Source organism: Agathobacter sp. LCP21S3_B2 (genome assembly GCF_052118705.1).
Taxonomy (GTDB): Bacteria; Bacillota; Clostridia; order Lachnospirales; family Lachnospiraceae; genus Roseburia.
Map to the genome: position 1 here is coordinate 171,265 of NZ_JBQKGQ010000003.1, position 22,073 is coordinate 193,337.

14 protein-coding genes are annotated in these 22,073 nt (G+C 42.4%); all 14 read right to left on the reverse strand.

Features of this window, described 5'->3' with window-relative positions:
- Positions 1–501: 501 nt before the first annotated feature.
- A complete protein-coding gene (gene groL / locus ACTQ1L_RS03645) occupies positions 502–2,127 on the reverse strand; it encodes a chaperonin GroEL (protein WP_012743104.1) in 1,626 nt (541 codons plus the stop codon).
- A gap of 116 nt (positions 2,128–2,243) precedes the next feature.
- Positions 2,244–2,528: a co-chaperone GroES gene (locus tag ACTQ1L_RS03650; RefSeq protein ID WP_015516725.1), complete on the reverse strand. Its 285-nt coding sequence runs from the start codon at positions 2,526–2,528 to the stop codon at positions 2,244–2,246.
- A gap of 130 nt (positions 2,529–2,658) precedes the next feature.
- Positions 2,659–3,444 carry a Cof-type HAD-IIB family hydrolase gene (locus tag ACTQ1L_RS03655; RefSeq protein ID WP_441365472.1) on the reverse strand — a complete coding sequence of 262 codons (786 nt, stop codon included), beginning with the start codon at positions 3,442–3,444 and terminating at the stop codon, positions 2,659–2,661.
- A gap of 204 nt (positions 3,445–3,648) precedes the next feature.
- Positions 3,649–5,142, reverse strand: coding sequence for a glutamate synthase subunit beta (locus ACTQ1L_RS03660; RefSeq protein ID WP_441365473.1), 1,494 nt, complete (start codon positions 5,140–5,142; stop codon positions 3,649–3,651).
- A 14-nt stretch (positions 5,143–5,156) separates the two neighbouring features.
- Positions 5,157–9,710, reverse strand: a complete 4,554-nt coding sequence (gene gltB / locus ACTQ1L_RS03665; protein WP_441365474.1) for a glutamate synthase large subunit — start codon at positions 9,708–9,710, stop codon at positions 5,157–5,159.
- Positions 9,711–10,163: 453 nt separating this feature from the next.
- The gene (locus tag ACTQ1L_RS03670; RefSeq protein WP_441365475.1) at positions 10,164–10,943 is read right to left on the reverse strand and encodes a CPBP family intramembrane glutamic endopeptidase; all 780 of its coding nucleotides are present in this window, start codon (positions 10,941–10,943) and stop codon (positions 10,164–10,166) included.
- A gap of 63 nt (positions 10,944–11,006) precedes the next feature.
- On the reverse strand, positions 11,007–11,660 hold the full coding sequence (locus ACTQ1L_RS03675) for an HAD hydrolase-like protein (RefSeq protein ID WP_441365476.1): 654 nt from the start codon (positions 11,658–11,660) through the stop codon (positions 11,007–11,009).
- A gap of 46 nt (positions 11,661–11,706) precedes the next feature.
- A complete protein-coding gene (locus tag ACTQ1L_RS03680) occupies positions 11,707–13,449 on the reverse strand; it encodes a hypothetical protein (RefSeq protein ID WP_441365477.1) in 1,743 nt (580 codons plus the stop codon).
- 33 nt (positions 13,450–13,482) lie between these two features.
- Positions 13,483–14,400 carry an AAA family ATPase gene (locus tag ACTQ1L_RS03685; RefSeq protein WP_441365479.1) on the reverse strand — a complete coding sequence of 306 codons (918 nt, stop codon included), beginning with the start codon at positions 14,398–14,400 and terminating at the stop codon, positions 13,483–13,485.
- Positions 14,401–14,496: 96 nt separating this feature from the next.
- On the reverse strand, positions 14,497–16,752 hold the full coding sequence (locus ACTQ1L_RS03690) for a DNA gyrase/topoisomerase IV subunit A (RefSeq protein ID WP_441365480.1): 2,256 nt from the start codon (positions 16,750–16,752) through the stop codon (positions 14,497–14,499).
- A 70-nt stretch (positions 16,753–16,822) separates the two neighbouring features.
- The gene (locus ACTQ1L_RS03695; RefSeq protein ID WP_321112439.1) at positions 16,823–18,745 is read right to left on the reverse strand and encodes a DNA gyrase/topoisomerase IV subunit B; all 1,923 of its coding nucleotides are present in this window, start codon (positions 18,743–18,745) and stop codon (positions 16,823–16,825) included.
- Positions 18,746–18,783: 38 nt separating this feature from the next.
- Complete coding sequence (locus tag ACTQ1L_RS03700; protein WP_441365481.1) at positions 18,784–19,881, reverse strand: PucR family transcriptional regulator; 1,098 nt, start codon at positions 19,879–19,881, stop codon at positions 18,784–18,786.
- Between the two features lie 187 nt (positions 19,882–20,068).
- A complete protein-coding gene (locus ACTQ1L_RS03705; protein WP_321112443.1) occupies positions 20,069–21,181 on the reverse strand; it encodes an ABC transporter ATP-binding protein in 1,113 nt (370 codons plus the stop codon).
- 215 nt (positions 21,182–21,396) lie between these two features.
- Complete coding sequence (locus tag ACTQ1L_RS03710; RefSeq protein ID WP_306781122.1) at positions 21,397–22,035, reverse strand: orotate phosphoribosyltransferase; 639 nt, start codon at positions 22,033–22,035, stop codon at positions 21,397–21,399.
- Positions 22,036–22,073: the final 38 nt, after the last annotated feature.

The following is a 22,073-nucleotide window of genomic DNA, read 5'->3' on the forward strand; positions in this document are numbered from 1 at the left end:
TCGTATTTTTTCCAACACCGCTCATTATACCATAGGTGTAATTGTTTGAAAAGAAGTTTTTGATGTACTTCGACATTATTCCACCTACATCGTAGACACGGCTGGCTTACACCAGCCTCCGTATATTCGTGGTCCGCACAGTAGGTGCTTCTTGCTCATATCCGGACATTCGTCAAATAAAAAATCAGAGGCAAGCGAGCTTATGGTGTTATTTTACTTATATCGTAGACACGGCTGGCTTACACCAGCCTCCGTATATTCGTGGTCCGCACAGTAGGTGCTTCTTGCTCATATCCGGACATTCGTCAAATAAAAAATCAGAGGCAAGCGAGCTTATGGTGTTATTTTACTTATATCGTAGACACGGCTGGCTTACACCAGCCTCCGTATATTCGCAATCCGCACTTAGGTGCTTCTTGCTCATATCCGGACATTCGTCAAATAAAAAATCAGAGGCAAGCGAGCTTGCCTCTGATTTTTTATTTTCCTCATTGTCTACGATTACATCATGCCCATTCCGGCGCCGGCACCTGCTGGCATTGCTGGAGTGTCCTCTTTGATTGTAGCTACTGCTGACTCTGTTGTGAGGAGTGTTGAAGCTACTGATGTTGCATTCTGTAATGCACTTCTTGTAACCTTTACAGGATCAAGGATTCCATTATCAACCATATCTACATACTCTTCTGTAGCTGCGTTGAAGCCTGTTCCCGGAGCTGACTCCTTTACCTTGTTGATGATTACTGCACCTTCAAGTCCTGCGTTTGCAGCGATATAGTAAAGTGGAGCCTCGAGTGCTTTAAGGATAACCTTTGCACCTGTCTTCTCATCTCCCTCAAGTGTATCAACAAGCTCTGCAACCTTCTTTGATGCATGGATATATGCTGATCCACCACCTGCGATGATTCCCTCTTCAACTGCTGCTCTTGTAGCGTTAAGGGCATCCTCCATACGAAGCTTAGCCTCTTTCATCTCTGTCTCTGTTGCAGCACCTACACGGATAACTGCTACACCGCCTGCCATCTTGGCAAGACGCTCCTGTAATTTTTCTTTATCAAACTCAGATGTTGTCTCATCAATCTGACCACGAATCTGGCTTACTCTGCCTGCGATAGCATCCTTGTCTCCGGCACCATCAACTATGACTGTGTTCTCCTTCTGAACCTTAACTGACTTAGCACGGCCAAGCATATCGATTGTTGTATCCTTGAGCTCAAGTCCAAGATCTGAGCTGATTACCTGACCACCTGTAAGGATTGCGATATCCTCAAGCATTGCTTTTCTTCTGTCACCATATCCAGGAGCCTTTACAGCTACTACATTGAATGTACCACGAAGCTTATTAACAATAAGTGTTGTAAGAGCCTCGCCCTCAACATCCTCAGCGATGATAAGAAGTCTTGCACCGGCCTGAACAATCTTCTCAAGTAATGGAAGAATATCCTGGATGTTGGAAATCTTCTTGTCAGTAATAAGGATATACGGATCATCAAGTACTGCTTCCATCTTATCCATATCTGTGCACATATATGCTGAGAGGTATCCTCTGTCGAACTGCATACCTTCTACAAGGTCAAGCTCTGTCTGCATTGTCTTTGACTCTTCGATTGTGATAACACCATCGTTTGTAACCTTTTCCATAGCGTCTGCTACGAGATTACCAACTTCCTCATCTCCTGCTGAGATAGCTGCAACTTTAGCTATCTGCTCTTTTCCCTTAACCTTCTGGCTCATATCCTTAAGTGCCTCAACAGCCTTGTCTGTTGCCTTCTTCATACCACGACGAAGCACAATTGGGTTTGCTCCTGCCTCAAGGTTCTTCATTCCTTCCTGAACCATTGCCTGTGTAAGAACTGTAGCTGTTGTTGTTCCGTCTCCTGCTACATCATTTGTCTTTGTAGCAACTTCCTTGACAAGCTGTGCTCCCATGTTCTCGAAAGCATCCTCAAGCTCAACCTCTTTTGCGATTGTAACACCATCGTTTGTGATGAGTGGTGCACCGTATGATTTGTCAAGTACTACGTTTCTTCCTTTTGGTCCAAGTGTTACTCTGACTGTATTTGCTAATTTATCTACTCCAGCTCCAAGTGCTGCTCTGGCTTCTGAGCCATATTTAATTTCCTTTGCCATGATTTATACGACCTTTCTATTTATTTATATATTTGATATTTAATTCCAAAATGTAAGCAGCTATGACCGGATATGTAAAACGTACCGGATCTTTAGCTTCTATCCGTAAATTAATCTTACTCTACTACTGCAAGAATATCATTCTGTCTAACGATGATGTACTCTTCTCCGTCAAGCTTAACCTCTGTGCCTGCGTATTTAGAATAAATAACCTTCTGTCCGACTGTTACCTGCATCTTAACTTCCTTGCCGTCAACCATTCCGCCAGGTCCTACTGCGATAACCTCAGCCTCCTGTGGCTTCTCCTGTGCTGAACTTGTAAGGATGATTCCAGATTTTGTTGTTTCCTCTGCTTCTAACTGCTTTAATACTACTCTGTCTGATAATGGAACTAATTTCATAGTATTGCCTCCTTTTATCTTTGTTAGCACTCATTTCTTTCGAGTGCTAATTTCTTTATGTAAATAAAATATCACTATTGCATTTCAATGTCAACAGTGATATTTCATTTTAATATTTATTTTACATTTTCTATATCAATCCGTAATGCTTTAACGCATTTTTCACTCCATCATCTGAAATATCCGATGTGACATATTCCGCAATTTCTTTAACCGGTGGCATTGAGTTGCCCATCGCGATTCCATGTCCTACACTCTCAAGCATTTCAAGGTCATTTACACTGTCGCCTATCGCATAGGTTTCATCAAGCGGGATATCCAGATGATTGCACAGCCATTTGATGCCGGTTGCCTTTGAGGTTCCCTTCGGCACGAACTCCACTACATTTTCCACATGCTCAAGTATCAGAAAATCATCGGCAAACTCTGCCTTCACACGCTCATAATCAGTACCATCTATCACGTCAGCGGAGAATTTATTAATTCTTATCTCGCCGTCATATCCTCTTATTATATGTGCATGCTCACCAAGTGACTCAAAAAGGTAATCCACATACGGATCATTCTCAAAGCCCTCATCATCTATCCAGTAGTCTGTGGAGCCCTCAAGCACTACAGGCATTTTACACTCAGAAAGCACCCTTATGACCTTTTGTACCATATCTGAGCTCAGGTCATTTTCGTATATTACTTTGCCATCCATTTCAATATAGTTGCCACATGCCGCAATTATTCCATCAAAACCCATATTTAATAGCTTCTCTGACCTCACACTGGCTCTGGCACGTCCTGTACATATAAATGCCAGATGTCCGTTTGCCTTGAGAGCTGCCACAGCCTCTAGGGTGCTTTCAGGAATTACCATGTCATCGTCCCATATTGTTCCGTCTATGTCAAAAAATACTGTTTTACTCATTTGCTGCTCCTAATATTATTATTATCATGTCAAACACTGCTATCTTAACATCTTATAAATCAAATTTCAATCAGTTTATCCACAGTACCAGCACCTTTAGAAAGCAGTAATTTTGTATGTCAAAAATCCCGGTGCAATGCACCGGGATTTTGATATAAAATGTATGAAATAAAATTTATTAAGGAGAATTGCTACAATAATTTGTTACTGTACTGAGAGATATGAATATCCCATGAGACTCTCATCAACCTCTCTGGCAGCCTCACGTCCCTCTCTGATAGCCCATACTACAAGGGACTGTCCACGGTGGTTATCACCTGCCACGTATACGTTTTTTACGTTTGTAGCGTAATGTCCCTCCTGTGTACTTACGTTTGTTCTGGCATCGAGCTCTACACCAAATGCCTTTGCCACATAGCTTTCTGTTCCAAGGAAGCCTGCTGCTATAAGCACAAGCTCTGCCGGAAGCTTTTTCTCTGATCCCTCTACCGGAACCATCATGAATCTGCCTGTCTTCTCGTCCTTTTTACTCTCAAGACTTACAATTGTAAGCTCCTTTAGGTTGCCGTTTTTGTCCTTGTGGAACTCTTTTACGGTTGTCTTGTAGATACGTGGGTCATGTCCGAATACTGCAATGGCTTCCTCCTGGCCGTAGTCTGTCTTTAAGACCTTTGGCCACTCCGGCCACGGATTGTTTGCGGCACGCTCTGTAGGCGGACAAGGCATCATCTCAAGCTGTGTGACCGATTTGGCACCCTGACGGATTGCAGTTCCGACACAGTCGTTTCCTGTGTCACCGCCACCGATAATGACTACATTTTTGCCCTTTGCAGATACAAACTTGCCATCTGTCAGGTTAGAGTTCAAAAGACTCTTTGTATTCTGGGTAAGGTAATCAACAGCAAAGTAAATACCCTTTGCATCTCTTCCGTCTGCCTTTATGTCTCTTGGATTTTTGGCACCACAGCAAAGGATTACCCTGTCATACTTCTTGAAAAGCTCTGCCGGCTTTATATCCTTTCCGACATCACAGCCTGTGACAAAATGAATGCCCTCTTCCTTCATTATATTAACTTTTCTGTCAATAATGCTCTTATCGAGCTTCATATTTGGAATACCATACATGAGCAGGCCACCGACGCGGTCCTCTCTCTCATATACTGTAACATCATGGCCTCTCTGGTTAAGCTGGTCTGCTGCCGCAAGTCCTGAAGGACCTGAACCAATGATTGCCACCTTCTTGCCGGTTCTGACCTTTGGTGGCTTTGGAGCTGCATATCCGTTTGCATATGCAGTCTCTATTACACCATGCTCATTGTCCCTGACTGATACCGGACTACCCCAGTGTCCGCATGTACATGCCTTCTCGCACAGTGCCGGGCAGACTCTTGATGTAAACTCAGGGAAATTATTGGTCTTGTGCAGACGATTATATGCCTGCTCCCAGTTGCCGGTATATACAAGGTCGTTCCACTCCGGAACCAGGTTGTGCAGAGGACAGCCTGATGTCATGCCTGCTATTGTCATTCCCGACTGGCAGAAAGGAACTCCGCAGTCCATACAACGGGCAGCCTGTTTCTGTTGATCTTCTTTTGAAAGGAACACATGAAACTCGTTAAAGTTCTTAATACGCTCCTTTGGCTCTACAGACGCTGCTTCGCATCTGTCATATTCCATAAATCCTGTTGGTTTTCCCATTATCTGCGTCCTCCTTAGCCCTTTGTGCTGGCATAAAATGCCTCAATCTGTGCCTGCTCTGCGTTAAGACCCTTTTCTTCCATCTGTACAATAGCCATCTGCATACGGTTGTAATCGTAAGGAATAACCTTCTTGAACTTAGGAAGATACTCACTGAAATGATCAAGGATTTCCTTACCCTTTTCTGAGTTTGTAAGTGTTACATGCTCTTTTATCATTTCCTTAAGCTCTAATACATCGTACTTGTTTGAGACCTCCTCAGTAAATACCATCTGCTTGTTGGTTCTCATGTAAAGATCATTGTCCTCATCAAGCACATATGCTATTCCACCGCTCATACCTGCTGCAAAGTTTTTTCCGGTCTTTCCAAGGATAACTACGCGGCCACCTGTCATGTACTCACAGCCATGATCGCCGACACCCTCAACTACTGCTGTTGCACCGGAATTTCTTACGCAGAAACGCTCACCGGCAACACCGTTTATGAAGGCCTTACCGCTTGTAGCTCCGTAAAGTGCCACGTTTCCGATGATGATATTATCATCCTTCTCAAACTTTACTCCTGCCGGTGGATATACGATGAGCTTTCCACCTGAAAGACCCTTTCCGAAGTAATCATTTGAATCTCCGACAAGCTCAAGTGTAAGTCCCTTAGGGATAAATGCTCCAAAGCTCTGTCCGCCTGCACCGTTACACTTGATGACAAATGTGTCGTCATCCAGAGTATCGTCATATTTCTTTGTAATCTCAGAACCAAATATCGTTCCGAGAGATCTGTTTGTATTTGTTACCTCAATCTCAATCGCACGCTTTTGTCCGCTCTCAAGTGCGCTCTTAAGCTGTGTCATGATCTCAGTCATATCCTTTGTCTTTGAAAGTTCAAAATCATATACCTGCTTAGGATCGAAGATAACACTCTGCTTTTTGCCGTCAAACGGATTATTAAGCATGCAATCAAGGTCAATCTTTGACTGTCTCTCGCTTAGATTATCACGCTTCTTTAAGAGATCTCCACGTCCAACGAGCTCATCCACTGTCTTTACGCCAAGCTTTGCCATATACTCACGAAGCTCTTCAGCAATGAAACGCATGAAGTTCTCAACGTACTCCGGCTTTCCTGCAAAGCGCTTACGAAGCTCAGGGTTTTGTGTAGCAATTCCTGCCGGACATGTATCTAAGTTACATACTCTCATCATTACACAGCCCATTGTTACAAGCGGAGCTGTCGCAAAACCGAATTCCTCGGCTCCAAGACACGCTGCTATTGCCACATCACGGCCACTCATCAGCTTACCGTCTGTCTCAATTCTTACTTTATTTCTAAGACCATTCATAAGAAGAGTCTGGTGTGTCTCTGCAAGTCCAAGCTCCCATGGAAGTCCCGCATTGTGGATTGAGCTGCTAGGTGCGGCTCCTGTTCCTCCGTCGTAGCCTGAGATAAGCACTACCTGTGCTCCGGCCTTTGCAACGCCTGCCGCAACAGTTCCTACACCGGCCTCAGAAACGAGCTTGACTGAGATTCTTGCATCTCTGTTTGCATTCTTTAAGTCGAATATAAGCTGCTCCAAATCCTCGATAGAATAAATATCGTGGTGTGGTGGTGGAGAGATGAGTGCAACACCCGGTGTTGAAAGTCTTGTCTTTGCAATCCAAGGATAAACCTTCTTTCCAGGTAAGTGTCCGCCCTCACCCGGCTTAGCACCCTGTGCCATCTTAATCTGAATCTCCTGTGCGCTTGTTAAGTATCTGCTTGTGACACCAAAACGTCCTGAAGCAACCTGCTTGATTGCTGAGCAGCGGTTTTTTCCGTCTTTTCCGATTGTGAGACGATCCTTGTCCTCTCCACCTTCACCGGTATTTGATTTTCCGTGCAGATGGTTCATGGCAATTGCAAGTGTCTCATGTGCTTCCTTTGAGATAGATCCGTATGACATAGCACCTGTCTTGAAACGTGTCACAATTGAGTCAACGCTCTCAACTTCCTCGAGCTTGACACCCTTCTTAGGATAATTGAAATCCATGAGTCCACGGATGTTTGTATTTTTCTCTTCCTCGTCCACAAGTGCTGTGTACTGCTTGAACAGATTGTAGTCACCGCGCTGTGTCGACTGCTGGAGAAGATGAATTGTAGCCGGATTGTACAGATGGTCATCAGCTCCGCTTCTCATCTTGTGTCTGCCCTTGCTGTCAAGTGTAACATCTGTCTCAAGTCCGAGCGGATCGTAGGCCGCAGAGTGAAGCTCATCCACATCGTTCTCGATATCCTGTAATGTAATTCCACCGATACGGCTTACTGTATTTGTGAAATACTTATCAATAACACTCTTGTCAATACCGATTGCCTCAAAAATCTTTGAGCCCTGATATGACTGGATGGTTGAAATACCCATCTTTGCTGCAATTTTTACGATACCTGTGATGATTGCATGGTTGTAATCATCGATTGCTGCATAATAATCCTTGTCAAGCATATGCTCGTCAACAAGCTGCTTAACTGTATCCTGTGCCAGATAAGGGTTGATTGCACTTGCACCAAAGCCAAGCAGTGTAGCAAAATGATGAACTTCTCTCGGCTCTCCTGACTCAAGAATGAGAGAAAGAGATGTTCTCTTTTTTGTCTTTACAAGATACTGCTGCAATGCAGCAACTGCAAGCAGTGAAGGAATTGCAACGTGGTTCTCATCAACACCCCTGTCTGAAAGGATAATAATGTTGGCTCCGTCCCTGTATGCACGATCAGCCTCTATATAAAGTCTGTCTACAGCTTTCTCAAGACTTGTGTTCTTGTAATATATAATAGGTAAAACCTCTACCTTAAAGCCATCTGCCTTTAAATTCTTAATCTTCATAAGGTCGGTGTTTGTAAGGATTGGGTTGTTAATCTTAAGTACACGGCAGTTTTCCGGCTTCTCCTCAAGCACGTTTCCGGCCTCACCGATATAGAGTGTGGTTGATGTGACAACCTCCTCACGGATTGAATCGATAGGCGGGTTTGTTACCTGTGCGAAGCGCTGCTTAAAGTAGTTGAATAACGGCTCCCTGTTACCTGATAAAGCTGCAAGCGGTGTATCAGTACCCATGGCTGCTGTGCCCTCAACACCATTTTTAGCCATAGGAAGGATTGAATCCTTGAGTGACTCATATGTGTAACCGAAGGCTCTCTGCATTCTCTGGCGCTCTTCCTTTGTATACTCAGGTACTCTCTGGTTAGGAATCTTTAAATCCTTAAGATTTACCATGTATCTGTCAATCCACTCACCATAAGGCTGCTTGTCTGCATATCTCTCCTTGAGCTCATCATCATCTATGATTTTTCCTGCAACAGTATCCACAAGGAGCATCTTTCCCGGACGGAGACGATCCTTTTTCACAATCTTTGTAGGGTCAATCTCAAGTACTCCGACCTCAGATGAAAGAATAAGGTAATCATCATCTGTCACATAGTAACGTGATGGACGAAGTCCGTTTCTGTCAAGCACTGCTCCGACTAAATCACCATCTGAGAATACGATTGAAGCCGGACCATCCCATGGCTCCATCATTGTAGCGTAATACTGGTAGAAATCCTTCTTCTTCTGAGTCATGATTGAATTGTTTGCCCATGGCTCAGGAATCATTATCATAACGGCAAGTGGAAGCTCCATACCACTCATTACCAGGAATTCAAGCGCATTATCAAGCATTGCTGAGTCAGATCCTGCCGCATTGATAACCGGCAAAACCTTCTGGAACTCTTTTTTAAGCTTAGGAGACTCCATGTTCTCCTCACGTGCTGACATCTTGTCAGAGTTTCCAAGAATAGTGTTAATCTCACCATTGTGTACGATAAATCTGTTTGGATGAGATCTCTCCCAGCTTGGGTTTGTATTTGTAGAGAATCTTGAATGTACTGTGGCGATTGCTGACTCATAATCAGGATCCTGTAAATCCTTGAAGAACTGTCTGAGCTGCTCTACAAGGAACATTCCCTTATATACTATTGTTCTGCTTGAGAAGGAAACCACATATGTATTGTCGTTTGACTGCTCGAAAACACGTCTTGCAACATAAAGCTTTCTGTCAAACTCAAGTCCTCTCTCAACATCCTCAGGTCTCTTTACAAAGCACTGCATGATGCATGGCATACAGTCTCTGGCTTTTTTAGAAAGCTTATCAGGCTCTGTAGGCACTTCTCTCCATCCGAGAAATTCAAGGCCTTCCTTCTCCACGATAACCTCAAGCATCTTCTTTGCCTGAATAGTCTTAAACTCATCATTAGGGAAGAAAAACATTCCCACACCGTAATCTCTCTCATCTCCAAGCTCTATTCCAAGTGGCTTTGTAACCTTCTTAAAAAACTTATGAGAAATCTGAAGCAGGATGCCGACACCGTCTCCCGTCTTACCATCAGCGTCTTTTCCGGCTCTGTGCTTTAAGTTCTCAACAATCTTTAAAGCATTCTCGACTGTCTCATGTGTTTTGATACCTTTGATATTTACTACTGCACCAATTCCACAGTTATCATGCTCATAGCGTGGATCATATAATCCCTTGGCTGTGGCTGTGCTTTCATTCCATTGTTTACTCATAGGTTCTTCCTTTCCTAGTGTAAATTTGTTAACGGATAACTTATTAAGAAGTGAATCATTTCCTGTTTATGATTTTACAACTATGAAAGCTCAATGTAAATAGTTTTTTTCTCGCTATTGTCTGATTATTTGATAACTTAATATTATAAAGTTATTTTTCTGAATATATTCGTATTTTTATCTTTTTTCATAAGGTTATACGCACAATTTACTTTTTAAAATTCCAAAACTTTTTTCAATAACTCATGTTAAAAATCGCCCTTATAACAAATTGTGTCTGAATTGTGTATGTGTTACAGTAGCTTTTCATGTCTTATATCATAAAAAAATCAGCTATACTTTTTATTGTGTAGCTGATTTTTATAAACATCCAGTAACTATCCTAAATCGCATTGCTCATATTTGTAAAACTGCACGATACTCGTATTTTGTCTGCGCTCCGTTTTGCTCCTGCTAAACAGTTCCTTCTGTGTGCTTCGCATAATAATAAAATATCACAGCACCAATGCCAAGGCACATGACAGATACCACCCATGCCATTATACTGCCATCAACAGTCCACTTCAAAATACCGGTCTCTGTCCTTATAACAGCAAACGCATTTGCGGTAATATGACCAATCATAGCCGCATACACATGCCCTGACTTATACATAAAAGCAGCAAGCACAAGGCCAAGTAAAAACGCATAGACAAACTGCACTATATTAAAATGAATGAGCCCAAACAAAAGTGCCGACAAAGATACCGCCTGTGGCACATTCATTATTTTGCGCATATTTCCAAATACAATGCCTCTGAAAACGAGCTCCTCCATAATCGGAGAAAGAATTGCCGAGCCTATCAGCTCAATTACAAGAGTGCTTGCATAAAAGCTCTCATTCGCCCTGGCATATCCTTCTGAGAGCCCGATAAGCGGTGACATGGTGATGATATTATTGAGCGCAAATGAAATGAAAAGTGTAATCACAATCACCCAGAGCACATTTATAAAAAGAGCCCTGTCTATCCTTGGTTTTTTAACAAACATCTGCTGTGTCGGCTTATAGCTTGCAAAATACATAAATGGTATTGTAATTGCTGCAGATATTATCTGCGCTATCATGTATGTCGAAGATGTGTGTCCGATAAACGCAAAAATAAAGTACATTGCGCTCAGAAAAACAATGTAGTAAATCACAATCGGGACAATTATCTCCCACACTATCACTCTTAATTTTAAATTCTTATTCATGAAATCCCATTCCTATCTACTGTTTATAACCTAAGGTTTCAATGCATTGCATTTTCATAAAAGCTAATCGAAAAGCCTGGAAAGTACATCAGGAAGCTGCCTTATATCATCTATCACAGCTTTTGCACCGGCACTCACCATCTCGTTAACCTCTCCAAAGCCAAAGCTTACCGCTATGCTTGGCACATTGACACGGTTTGCTCCCTCGATATCAAACATAGTATCTCCGATTAAACACATCTCATCCCTTGGAATGTCTGACCACCGGCGCATCACCTCGTTAAGCACCTCTTCCTTTGTATCTATCCTGCCGTCAAATGTAGCTCCGACCACCTCATCAAACATATCAAGTATTCCAAAATGCTCCAAAATACGCTCACACGATCTTTCCGGCTTCGATGATGCAAGTCCTATCCTATAGCCGGCTGCTTTAAGCGCCTCTATGCATTCCTTTACTCCCGGAAAAAGCGAACATTCAAATATACCTGTTTTGTTATAGCGCTCTCTGTACTTTTCGACCGCTTCAAGTGCCCTCTCCTTAGTAAATCCGTAGTGCTCCATAAATGTGTTTATGAGCGGCGGTCCTATAAAGAAAAACAGGCTGTTTCTGTCAGGCTCATCTATGCCAAAGTGTGAAAGTGCATATTGTGCCGACTTTGTGATGCCCTCTGATGAGTCAATCAGCGTTCCATCCAAATCAAATAATATTGCTTTCATTTGTTATCTCCATTGCTTTAAATTTATTGTACTTTTAATTAAAATGCTAAGTCAGTATCTCATTTAACACACGTCCGACAGCATCGGCAAACTCGTTAATACTCTTTATCTTCACTAGACTTCTGCCGAATATCTTTGTTGCAATCTCACTGTCATGCGCACTTCCCATGAAGATGCCAATTACGTCTATTCCATGGTTTTTAAGCCTCTGCACCTCATTTACGGTGTCCTTAACAGCAAGAGCATCAGTGTACTCCCTGTCCTTATAAAAGGCTCCCTCCCCTGCTATCTGATCATCCTGGGGACTTGCATCCGAAAACATGAAAAGTAACTTCCTGGGCTTTGGACTTAGCTCCATCAGATGTGATGCCGCGCGCAGAGCAAGGCCATCCCTGTTATTTCCTGCCGCAACAAAATGAAATAATTCATCCTCCACACCATAATCATCATATTCCTTAAAAATATGCATCACCGTGTAGCCTCTTATGCTGCAGTATGAGTAAATCTGCACCGGTATGCCACAATTAGTCAGGCTCTTTGACAGTACATATGCCTGTGCCGCTATCTTCTGCTGCATCTGTTTTCTGGAAGAAGACGCATCCATCAGTATGTCGACAGAAAAGCCCTGCGTCTCCACCTCATCTTTTCGCTCAAAAACACGCGGATTGTCCAGATAAAGGGCCTTCCATACTCTCGCAGGCTTTATACGGCCGTGTGTTGAAGCATCCATAAATGTCTCATCTGCCGTCTCCAGGTGCATTCTAAGGCTTTCTGTAAGTCTCCTTATACTGTTTTGATACACTGCCATGTTTTTTTCAAAATGCTCTTTATTCTTGTCGTATTGCATGGCTGTCTCTTTTGTAAATGCAAGAATTTCCCTGCGCTCTCTTTTGTTGTCAATCTCATCAGGTACAGTCTGTTTTTTCTCCGATGAAATACCTCTGGTAAAAAGCAAGTGACAGTTTTTGTGATTTCCTACACAGAGTTTTTTCTCCATCTCGGCCTGCTGCCTGTCAGAATACATGCTTTTTCCAAAGCAGGCTGTCACATACCGCTTCGCTTCTATTGGATCTTTCTGCAGTGCAAACTGCAGCAGATATCTCTTTGAATGCTCCATAGACAAAGCTGCTGTGTCCGAGGCCATATTTTTATCATAAAAGCTATTCGCTCTGACATACTGTGTGCTGACTTTTCCTATTGAGCGAAATGCTCCTGCTACCTTCTGTAAAAAATATATACCCTGTGGCTTTGCCACCTTTATCGGCTTATACGAGAAATACTTCCACAGATTTTCTCTCGTTTTCACTATAATCTCATCCGTTGTCATATCAGATGTAAAACAAAAAGCATGCAGTATCTCTTCATCCTCTTTGCAAAGGCCTGATGATTTTCCAAGTATCCTTCTGCAATGTGCATTTCTGATTATATCAATCCTCGAATACTCCCTGTTTTTATTGACTCCTGCAAGGCTCTTTTTCGCGTACTCAAGCCTTAAATCATATAAGGCAGGCCTCGTTTGTCTCTCCTTTTCATACAGGGCATTTTCCAAACCTATCCATAAAAGACCCTCATAAAGCATGGCGTTTTTTCCTGTCAGCTGATTAAATAAGGCATCTATCTTGTCATGCTCATACCACTTGTATTCAAGTCCAATAATCAGATTCAGATAAATATCAGCGGATCCATCAGGTGCAAATGCCAGAAAAAGCGGCTCTATGTCATAATCACAGGCCGCCATCCATATGAAGTTTCTTGCTCTTTTTGCTTCCTTTATATCCTGTTCTTCCATATGCTCCATTCCTTCATATGTCACAAGTCTATATTAACAAAACAGCTGCTCTCTGCTCATCTTCCTTGAGATTCTTGCACGGATTGTATCACGGATAAGCGTCTGCTCATATTCATCAAAGCTCTTGTTTGTTATTCCCATATCCAGAGCTGTATATATATTTAAGCCCTTTTCCATCATACCAATTGAACCGATGAGACCACGCAGATCAAGTGCCTTTGATGATATCTCGCCATTCTCACACTTTGCATGCAGCTCAAGAAATACCTCCGCAAGCTCATTTGCTCCCGCTTCACGTATTGCAGGATAATGCTCCTTTATGAGCTTCACAAGGCTCTCTTTTGAAATCATAGGCATCCGGATTACCGCAAAACGTGATACAAGGGCCTCGTTCAGCTCCTTTGTGCCTGCATAGCCGTAATTCATCGTGGCAATAAATCTTGTTGCCGGATGAAGCGACAGTCTGTCATAGCCCGGCACATCTATTGTACGTCTGAAATCAAGTGTGGCATGAAGCACTGCCATAGCCTCACTTTTTGCCATATTTATCTCGTCAAGCACCGCAAAGCCGCCTGTTTTTGCGGCTGTATACACAGGTCCCGGCCTGAATGTTACTTCTCCGGCGCTAAACGTATCGGTTCCGATAAGTGATGCTGCATCCATATTTACGTGAAATGACACATCCCAGCGTGGTCTGTTAAATACACCTGCCAGATTCTCTGCGAAAAGATTCTTTCCTGTGGCCTTTTCTCCTACTAAAAGCAGATTTTCTCCACATAAAACTGCGGTTATAGCCTGCTCCCACACATCGCTTCCGTAATAAAACTGTGTAGGCACGGGGATTCTTGACTCATACTCCTTGTCCACCGGATACTGCGAGCGAAACTTTTCAATTTCCTTAATCAGATTTTCTGAAATGCCAAGCTCTCTTAATTTGTCCAACAAGCTCATCGCTTCCTTTCATGTCAGATATTTTAACTGTTCCAGGCCATACATACTCAAAACCGTACACAGTTTATGCTTTACGTTATATTGTCATGCGATATATTATTTCTTCACGCCCTTAGTGTCACGGTTTGCAATGTGCAGCCTGTGAAGCGCCACCTGCTTACCCTTTACCTCGACCTCTTTTTCCTCCTGGTCATTAAGCAGATAAATGTCAGTAAGCTCATCCTCTCTGTCAAGCCTCATTCCCCTGACACCTACTGCTGCCTTTTTCTTTTCAGGAATAGTGCCACAGTCGATTCGAAGGAACATCTCCTTCTTTGAACGCATTACCATTGTAGCATTCTCTGAAAGCATGTCAACAAACAACAGCTCATCATCATCCATGAGCTTTGTAGCCTGCGAGGTCTTTCGTGTCACCACAAACTCAGCACCATCCACGAGCTTTATCATGGCTGACTTTGTTCCAAATATAATCTTGTGCTTTTCAACATCCATAAGAGGCGCTATAAATACTATATCCTCCTTACTGCTGTCATAGTTGCTTACATTGTCAATAGGTGTGCCCTTGTCACGGAATTTGCCGTAAGGCAGGTCTAACACCTTGACAAGATGCATGTTTCCGTTGTTTGTGAAAATGCACAGCTTATCTATATTTTTGACCTTTAATATCAGCTTGTTCTCTGCGTCAGCTGTATCTTTGTTTCTATCATAGGTTGAAGTATCTACTGTCTTCACATAGCCGAAGCGATCCATAAGCAGCACTACATCCGATACCTCAAGCTCTTTTTTGACCACAACAGCTTCCTCGAGATTGTCAAGCTCCGTGCGTCTGTCCCTTGCATACTCCTTGCGGAACGCTTTAAGCTCCTTCATAATGACCTTTGCCATGGATGAGCGATGCTCTAAAATATCGCTGTACTCTGCAATCTTTGCCCTGGTCTCCTCGTGCTCCTTAATCAGAGCCTCAATTTCGAGTCCAATCAGCTTGTACAGACGCATTTCAAGGATAGCAGCTGCCTGACGCTCAGTAAAGCAAAGCTGGGCTGCCATGGCTTCTGAAGCCTTTGACTTGAATTTAATTCCCTCTGTCTCTCCGTTTATGAGACATGCCTTTGCCATTTTCTGGTCACGGCTTCCTCTTAATATTTCAATAATCAGATCTATCACGTTACAGGCCTTTATGAGTCCCTGCTGTATTTCTTCTTTCTCCTGCTCCTTTGCAAGAAGTGTCTCATACTTTCTTTTTGCAATCTCATACTGGAAATTGACATGATGCCTTATTATTGGTACAAGACCAAGCGTCTCAGGTCTTCCATTTGCAACGGCCAGCATATTTACACCGAATGTATCCTCCAGCTTTGTCTTTTTATACAAAAGGTTCTTAAGTGCCTCAACATCAGCACCTTTTTTAAGCTCTAAGACAATTCTTATTCCCTCTTTCGATGACTGGTTGGTTATATCCACAATATCCGTTGTCGCTTTTGACTCGACAAGTGAATAGACATCATTTAAGAATTTTCCTATATTGGCACCAATCATTGTGTATGGGATTTCTGTAATGACAAGCTTATCCTTTCCTGCCTTTCCCTTCTCTATTTCGATTCTTCCACGGATTTTTATCTTTCCCTGTCCGGTCTCATATATTGCTGCAAGATCATCCCGATTTGCAACAATGCCTCCTGTCGGAAAATCCGGTCCCTTTATATACTGCATCATCTCGGCTGTGGTGATATCAGGATTTTTCATATAAGCAATCACACCGTCCACCACCTCGCCAAAATTGTGTGGCGGAATGCTTGTCGCCATGCCTACTGCTATACCCTCAGCTCCATTTATCAAAAGGTTCGGCACCTTGACCGGAAGCACCTCTGGCTCTTTTTCTGTCTCGTCGTAGTTTGGAATGAAATCAACCACATTTTTGTCAAGATCAGCAAGGTAGGCTTCCTGTGTGATTTTTTGAAGTCTTGCCTCAGTATAACGCATGGCAGCGGCTCCGTCTCCTTCGATTGAGCCAAAATTACCGTGTCCATCGATAAGCGGCATGCCCTTTTTGAAGTCCTGTGCCAAAACAACCATCGCATCATAGATTGACGAATCACCATGTGGATGATATTTACCCATTGTATCACCGACTATACGCGCACTCTTTCGGTATGGCTTGTCGTACCTGATGCCCAGCTCATGCATATCATAAAGTGTACGCCTTTGTACAGGCTTAAGCCCATCGCGCACATCCGGCAGGGCTCTTGCTATAATGACACTCATCGCATAGTCAATATATGATTTCTGCATCAGCTCCGAATATTCGGTCTGAATTATATTGTTGTCTACATTGTTATCTATATTTCTATCCATGTCTTTCTCCGATTATAAATACTGCTTAACTATTCAGAACCACTGAGAACAAAAAGCAGAAGCGTCATGCTTACACATCCAGCTCCGCGTCATGCGCATGCTCGTATATGAACTCTTTTCTCGGTGGCACATCACTACCCATAAGCAGTGATGTCACATCATTTGCCAGGCGCCCATCCTCTATTTCAATACGCTTTAGCATCCTTGTTGCGGGATTTAGTGTGGTATCCCAGAGCTGATCCGCATCCATCTCTCCAAGCCCCTTATATCTTTGCAACGTAAACTTGCCTGTATGTGTCTTTCTGTACTTGTCAAGCTCCGCATCGTCATACAAATATTTTTCCTCGCCCTTTGACGGAATAGCCTTGTAAAGCGGAGGCATGGCAACATATACATGTCCCTCTAAAATAAGCTCAGGCATAAACCTGAAGAACAGAGTCAAAAGCAGTGTGGAGATATGAGCTCCGTCCACATCGGCATCAGCCATAATGATGATTTTGTCATAGCGAAGCTTTGTTATATCAAAATCATTTCCATACCCTTCCGAAAATCCGCAGCCAAACGCATTTATCATTGTCTTTATTTCAGCGTTTGCCAATACCTTATCAATACTTGCCTTTTCAACATTCAAAATCTTGCCTCGAATCGGCATGATTGCCTGAAACATACGGTTTCTTGCCATCTTTGCCGAGCCTCCGGCCGAATCTCCCTCGACTATAAAAATCTCGCACTTAGAAGCATCCCTGCTCTCACAGTTTGCAAGCTTTCCGTTTGAATCAAAGGAAAACTTCTGCTTTGTGAGCAGATTGGTCTTTGCCTTCTCCTCAGCTTTTCTAATCTTTGCTGCCTTCTCGGCACATGATATTACCGTCTTTAAGACCTCAAGATTCTTGTCAAAATAAAGCGGTACCTCATCATTTGTCACCTTGGCAGTAGCACGGTTTGCATCCTGATTATCAAGCTTTGTCTTTGTCTGACCCTCGAATCTAGGGTCAGGATGCTTTACTGACACTACAGCAGTCATGCCGTTTCTTACATCTGCTCCGTTGAAATTCGCATCCTTGTCCTTTAATATACCAAGCTCTCTGGCATATGAATTTATAATACCTGTAAAGGCTGTCTTAAAACCTGTGATATGCGCTCCACCCTCAGAATTGTATATATTGTTGCAAAAACCTAGAATATTCTCATGGAACTCGCTTGTATACTGAAAAGCCACCTCAACCTTTATATTCTCACTCTCTCCTGTAAAGTAAATGACATCATGCAGCTTTTCTATATTTTTATTCAAATCCTTTACAAAACCGATAATACCCTCAGGCTCATGATACTCAATATGCTCTGTCTCATCGCCTCGTTTGTCCTCGTATATGATGGTAAGCTTCGGATTGAGATACGCTGTCTCCTTCAGTCTGTTCTTTACATCCTCTTCTTTGAATCTCGTCTTCTCAAAAATCTCAGGATCCGGCAGGAAATTAATCCTTGTTCCTGTCTTTTTGGTTTTGCCTAAGGTAGGAAGCAGGCCATTTTCAAGCTCAACAACAGGAACACCCTTTTCATATCTGTCATGGTGGATAAAGCCATCTCTGCATATCTCCACATCCATATATGTGGATAATGCATTTACAACCGACGAACCAACTCCGTGCAGACCTCCACTGGTCTTGTATACAGAATTGTCGAATTTTCCTCCGGCGTGCAGTGTAGAAAATACAACTCGTGCCGCAGATACGCCCTTTGCATGCATACCTACAGGTATTCCACGTCCGTTATCCTCTACCGTACACGAACCATTTTTCTCAAGAGTTACTCTTATGGTATCACAGGCACCTGCGAGATGCTCATCTACTGAGTTGTCCACAATCTCATATATCAGATGGTTTAGTCCCTTGGTTGTGACACTTCCTATATACATACCCGGTCTTTTTCTGACTGCCTCAAGTCCTTCTAAAATTGCTATACTCTTCTCATCGTATGTTTGCTTCTTGGCCATACTTGTCTCCTACTTCTTTAAATTGCGTAATAATTCTATTATCTGCCTTGCCTGCTATCCTTGATATGTGCTAACACCATCGTAGCTATTTTGAATATCATAGCATCATCAAAGGTTCTTATATCAAGCCCTATCGCCTTCTCAATACGCTCAAGTCTGTAAACAAGCGTATTTCTATGCACATAAAGCTGTCTTGCCGTTTCTGAAATGTTCAGATTGTTCTCGAAGAACTTGGAGATTGTAGACATTGCCTCCTCGTCATCAAGTATCTGTGGCACCTCATCACCAAATACCTCACGGATAAACATCTCACACAGACTCATTGGAAGCTGATAAATAAGTCTTCCTATGCCCAGCCTGCCATATGCCATAATTTCCTTTTCCACGTAAAACAGCCTGCCGACCTCAAGCGCCATTTTTGCCTCCTGATAAGACTCTGCAATCTTTGGAAGAATCTCCGTCGGATTGCCATAGCCCACCCGTACCTTAATCATAGCTTCTGCTAGCAGATTGTCAACCAGACTTCCTGCAATAGATGAAAGCTTTTCCTGAAGCTTTGGTGAATCTATGTCCTCAACATCCTTTACCAGCACAGCATTATGTTCATCCATCGCCACCACAAAATCACCGCTTTTGATATCAGCCAGATTCTTTACAAGCTCAACAGCTATCTCATTGCTGTTCTTTCCAGTATCTATAACATATACTACTCGTTTTCTGTTTTCAATATGTAATTTCTTGGCACGATTTATTATATCAGAACCAAGCATATTGCCAAGAAGAATATTCTGAATAAAATTATTTCTGTCATATCGCTCTGACTCACCGAGCACAAGTGTACGAAGCTGACAAACTGCCATCCTGCCTATTACAAGATTCTCACTCGTATACGGACAGAACATTACGAGTACATACTCAAGCTCTGAATCAATTTCAACCGCAAATGCTATTGCACCGTTTTTTTCCCTAACATCCTCTTCGGATACTATAAACTCCTTCACAAAAATGTCGCTATGTTCCGGCTCTTCCACCGTACCTGTCAGATGCTTTCCCTTGGCTGAGTATAAAATCGCATCAAACGAAGTAATATTTTTTATTTCCTCAAGTGATTTTTTCAGTTTCTGATTCGTAATCATATTCTTATCCTCTCATTACTGTTCTGACGCAGGAAAGTAAAAAGCTTCCACAAGTCATAAGCTGTAACCCTGCTATAATTTAACACCATAACTTAACTTTTCAGAACCTCACACACATTCGCAAAAGAAAACCGGGTGTAAATTATACACCCGGTCTGTCAATTTACAACTATTTAATTTTAACGAACTAGTTGGTAATTGTCAATTCAGTTTCTTTATCAAATACATGAATCTTGTTTGGATCAAATGCAAGCTCAATGTGATCACCGTAACGAGCCGGTGTATCTGAATCAACTCTTGCTGACATATTTGCGCCTGCAACTGTGAAGTATAATAATACCTCTGCACCAAGTAACTCATATCCTGTAACATCTGAATCAATCTTGCATGAAGCAAATTTATCAAGCTGCTCTGCTGAATCGTAGATATCCTCAGGTCTGATACCAAATACTACGTTCTTTCCTGCATAACCGCCATCGATAAGCTTCTTAGCCTTTGCCTCTGGAAGCTCAATCTGGTATTTATCGAATTTAAGGAATGCCTTTGCTCCCTCAACAACACACTGAGCATCTATAAAGTTCATCTGTGGTGATCCGATGAATCCTGCAACGAACAGGTTGTTTGGCTGATTGTAAAGCTTCTGTGGGCTGTCTACCTGCATGATAACACCATCTTTAAGAACAACGATTCTTGTTCCAAGTGTCATAGCCTCTGTCTGATCATGTGTAACATAGATGATTGTTGCACCTAATCTGTTATGTAATGAAGAAATCTCAGATCTCATCTGTACACGAAGCTTTGCATCAAGGTTTGATAAAGGCTCATCCATAAGGAATACCTTAGGATTACGAACGATTGCACGACCCATGGCAACTCGCTGTCTCTGTCCACCTGAAAGAGCCTTTGGCTTACGGTCTAATAATTTCTCAAGGTCAAGGATTCTTGCTGCCTCCTCAACTTTTGCCTTAATCTCATCCTTTGGAACTTTTCTAAGCTTAAGTCCAAATGCCATGTTGTCAAATACTGTCATATGTGGGTAAAGAGCGTAGTTCTGGAATACCATTGCGATATCACGATCCTTTGGCTCTACGTCATTCATAACCTTTCCATCGATGATAAGCTCTCCTGAAGAAATCTCCTCAAGACCTGCAATCATACGAAGTGTTGTTGATTTTCCACATCCTGAAGGTCCTACGAAGATGATGAACTCTTTATCTTCTACTTCAAGGTTGAAATCCTTAACTGCCTCAAATCCGTTTGGATAAACTTTGCAAATGTTCTTTAATGATAAACTTGCCATTTAAAAAATACCTCCTAAGTATTATGTACATATATGTAACTGTTCAGTGCCCTGACTGTCTGTTACCTTGTTTCTTTGTATCTTTATAATACAAAACATATCGTCAATTGGCTATAGTCAATCCGCCAAATAATTTAACGTGTTGTTGTCATTATGACGAAACACAGTCTGATATCGAAACAATTACAAGGCAATTACTGCAATAAACGTACTAATTACAGCTTAGAATATCCAAAGCCATTGACCATAGCCTCAATCGGCAGCCCCTTCTTGCAGAATGGACACTCTGTAACAGGATATGTCTGGTAATTTACCACATCATCGTCATCAAACAGCTTATCAATCTTTACTCCATTGACCTCATCTATGGTTGAAAATATAGACGCAACACATGTGACCATACCGCCATAATAGTTGATACACTCCATCGCTCTTCTGATTGTCTCACCTGTTGTGGTAGTTGCCAGAAGAAGTACAACATGCTTGCCATCTATAGCACCCTTATTATTATCTCTGAAAAGCATCTGTCCGTTGTTAATCTCAGGCGATACAACGTAAATTGTCTCGTGCTTATTCACAGACATAAGTCCGTTTCTCTCAATCTCCTGACTTAAGAATGCACCAATCATTTCTGTTCCATCCATACATACGATTGTATCTATATATGAATGATGCGGTACCTTGGTGTAAAGAGCCTTTGCAGCTTCCTTTGCCTCGGACACACGGGTCTTGATGCTTGTCACATCTACATAATAATTAATATGCGAATGACTTGTAGCAAAATGTCCCGGTATAGCATGCAGATTTAAGCCTGCACTCTCCTTTGATTTAAATTTTACAATACGATTTTCCATGATAAGTCCCCCTTTTCATGTAAAGATTAGTTTTAGTT

Bases quoted from the DNA above. Each gene is read 5' to 3' on its own strand.
- ACTQ1L_RS03675 (WP_441365476.1), bottom strand. From the start codon at position 11,660: ATGAAAGCAATATTATTTGATTTGGATGGAACGCTGATTGACTCATCA.
- ACTQ1L_RS03690 (WP_441365480.1), bottom strand. From the start codon at position 16,752: ATGGATAGAAATATAGATAACAATGTAGACAACAATATAATTCAGACC.
- ACTQ1L_RS03655 (WP_441365472.1), bottom strand. From the start codon at position 3,444: ATGAGTAAAACAGTATTTTTTGACATAGACGGAACAATATGGGACGAT.
- ACTQ1L_RS03670 (WP_441365475.1), bottom strand. From the start codon at position 10,943: ATGAATAAGAATTTAAAATTAAGAGTGATAGTGTGGGAGATAATTGTC.
- gltB (WP_441365474.1), bottom strand. From the start codon at position 9,710: ATGAGTAAACAATGGAATGAAAGCACAGCCACAGCCAAGGGATTATAT.
- ACTQ1L_RS03705 (WP_321112443.1), bottom strand. From the start codon at position 21,181: ATGGCAAGTTTATCATTAAAGAACATTTGCAAAGTTTATCCAAACGGA.
- ACTQ1L_RS03685 (WP_441365479.1), bottom strand. From the start codon at position 14,400: ATGAGCTTGTTGGACAAATTAAGAGAGCTTGGCATTTCAGAAAATCTG.
- ACTQ1L_RS03650 (WP_015516725.1), bottom strand. From the start codon at position 2,528: ATGAAATTAGTTCCATTATCAGACAGAGTAGTATTAAAGCAGTTAGAA.
- ACTQ1L_RS03695 (WP_321112439.1), bottom strand. From the start codon at position 18,745: ATGGCCAAGAAGCAAACATACGATGAGAAGAGTATAGCAATTTTAGAA.
- ACTQ1L_RS03700 (WP_441365481.1), bottom strand. From the start codon at position 19,881: ATGATTACGAATCAGAAACTGAAAAAATCACTTGAGGAAATAAAAAAT.
- ACTQ1L_RS03680 (WP_441365477.1), bottom strand. From the start codon at position 13,449: ATGGAAGAACAGGATATAAAGGAAGCAAAAAGAGCAAGAAACTTCATA.
- ACTQ1L_RS03660 (WP_441365473.1), bottom strand. From the start codon at position 5,142: ATGGGAAAACCAACAGGATTTATGGAATATGACAGATGCGAAGCAGCG.
- ACTQ1L_RS03710 (WP_306781122.1), bottom strand. From the start codon at position 22,035: ATGGAAAATCGTATTGTAAAATTTAAATCAAAGGAGAGTGCAGGCTTA.
- groL (WP_012743104.1), bottom strand. From the start codon at position 2,127: ATGGCAAAGGAAATTAAATATGGCTCAGAAGCCAGAGCAGCACTTGGA.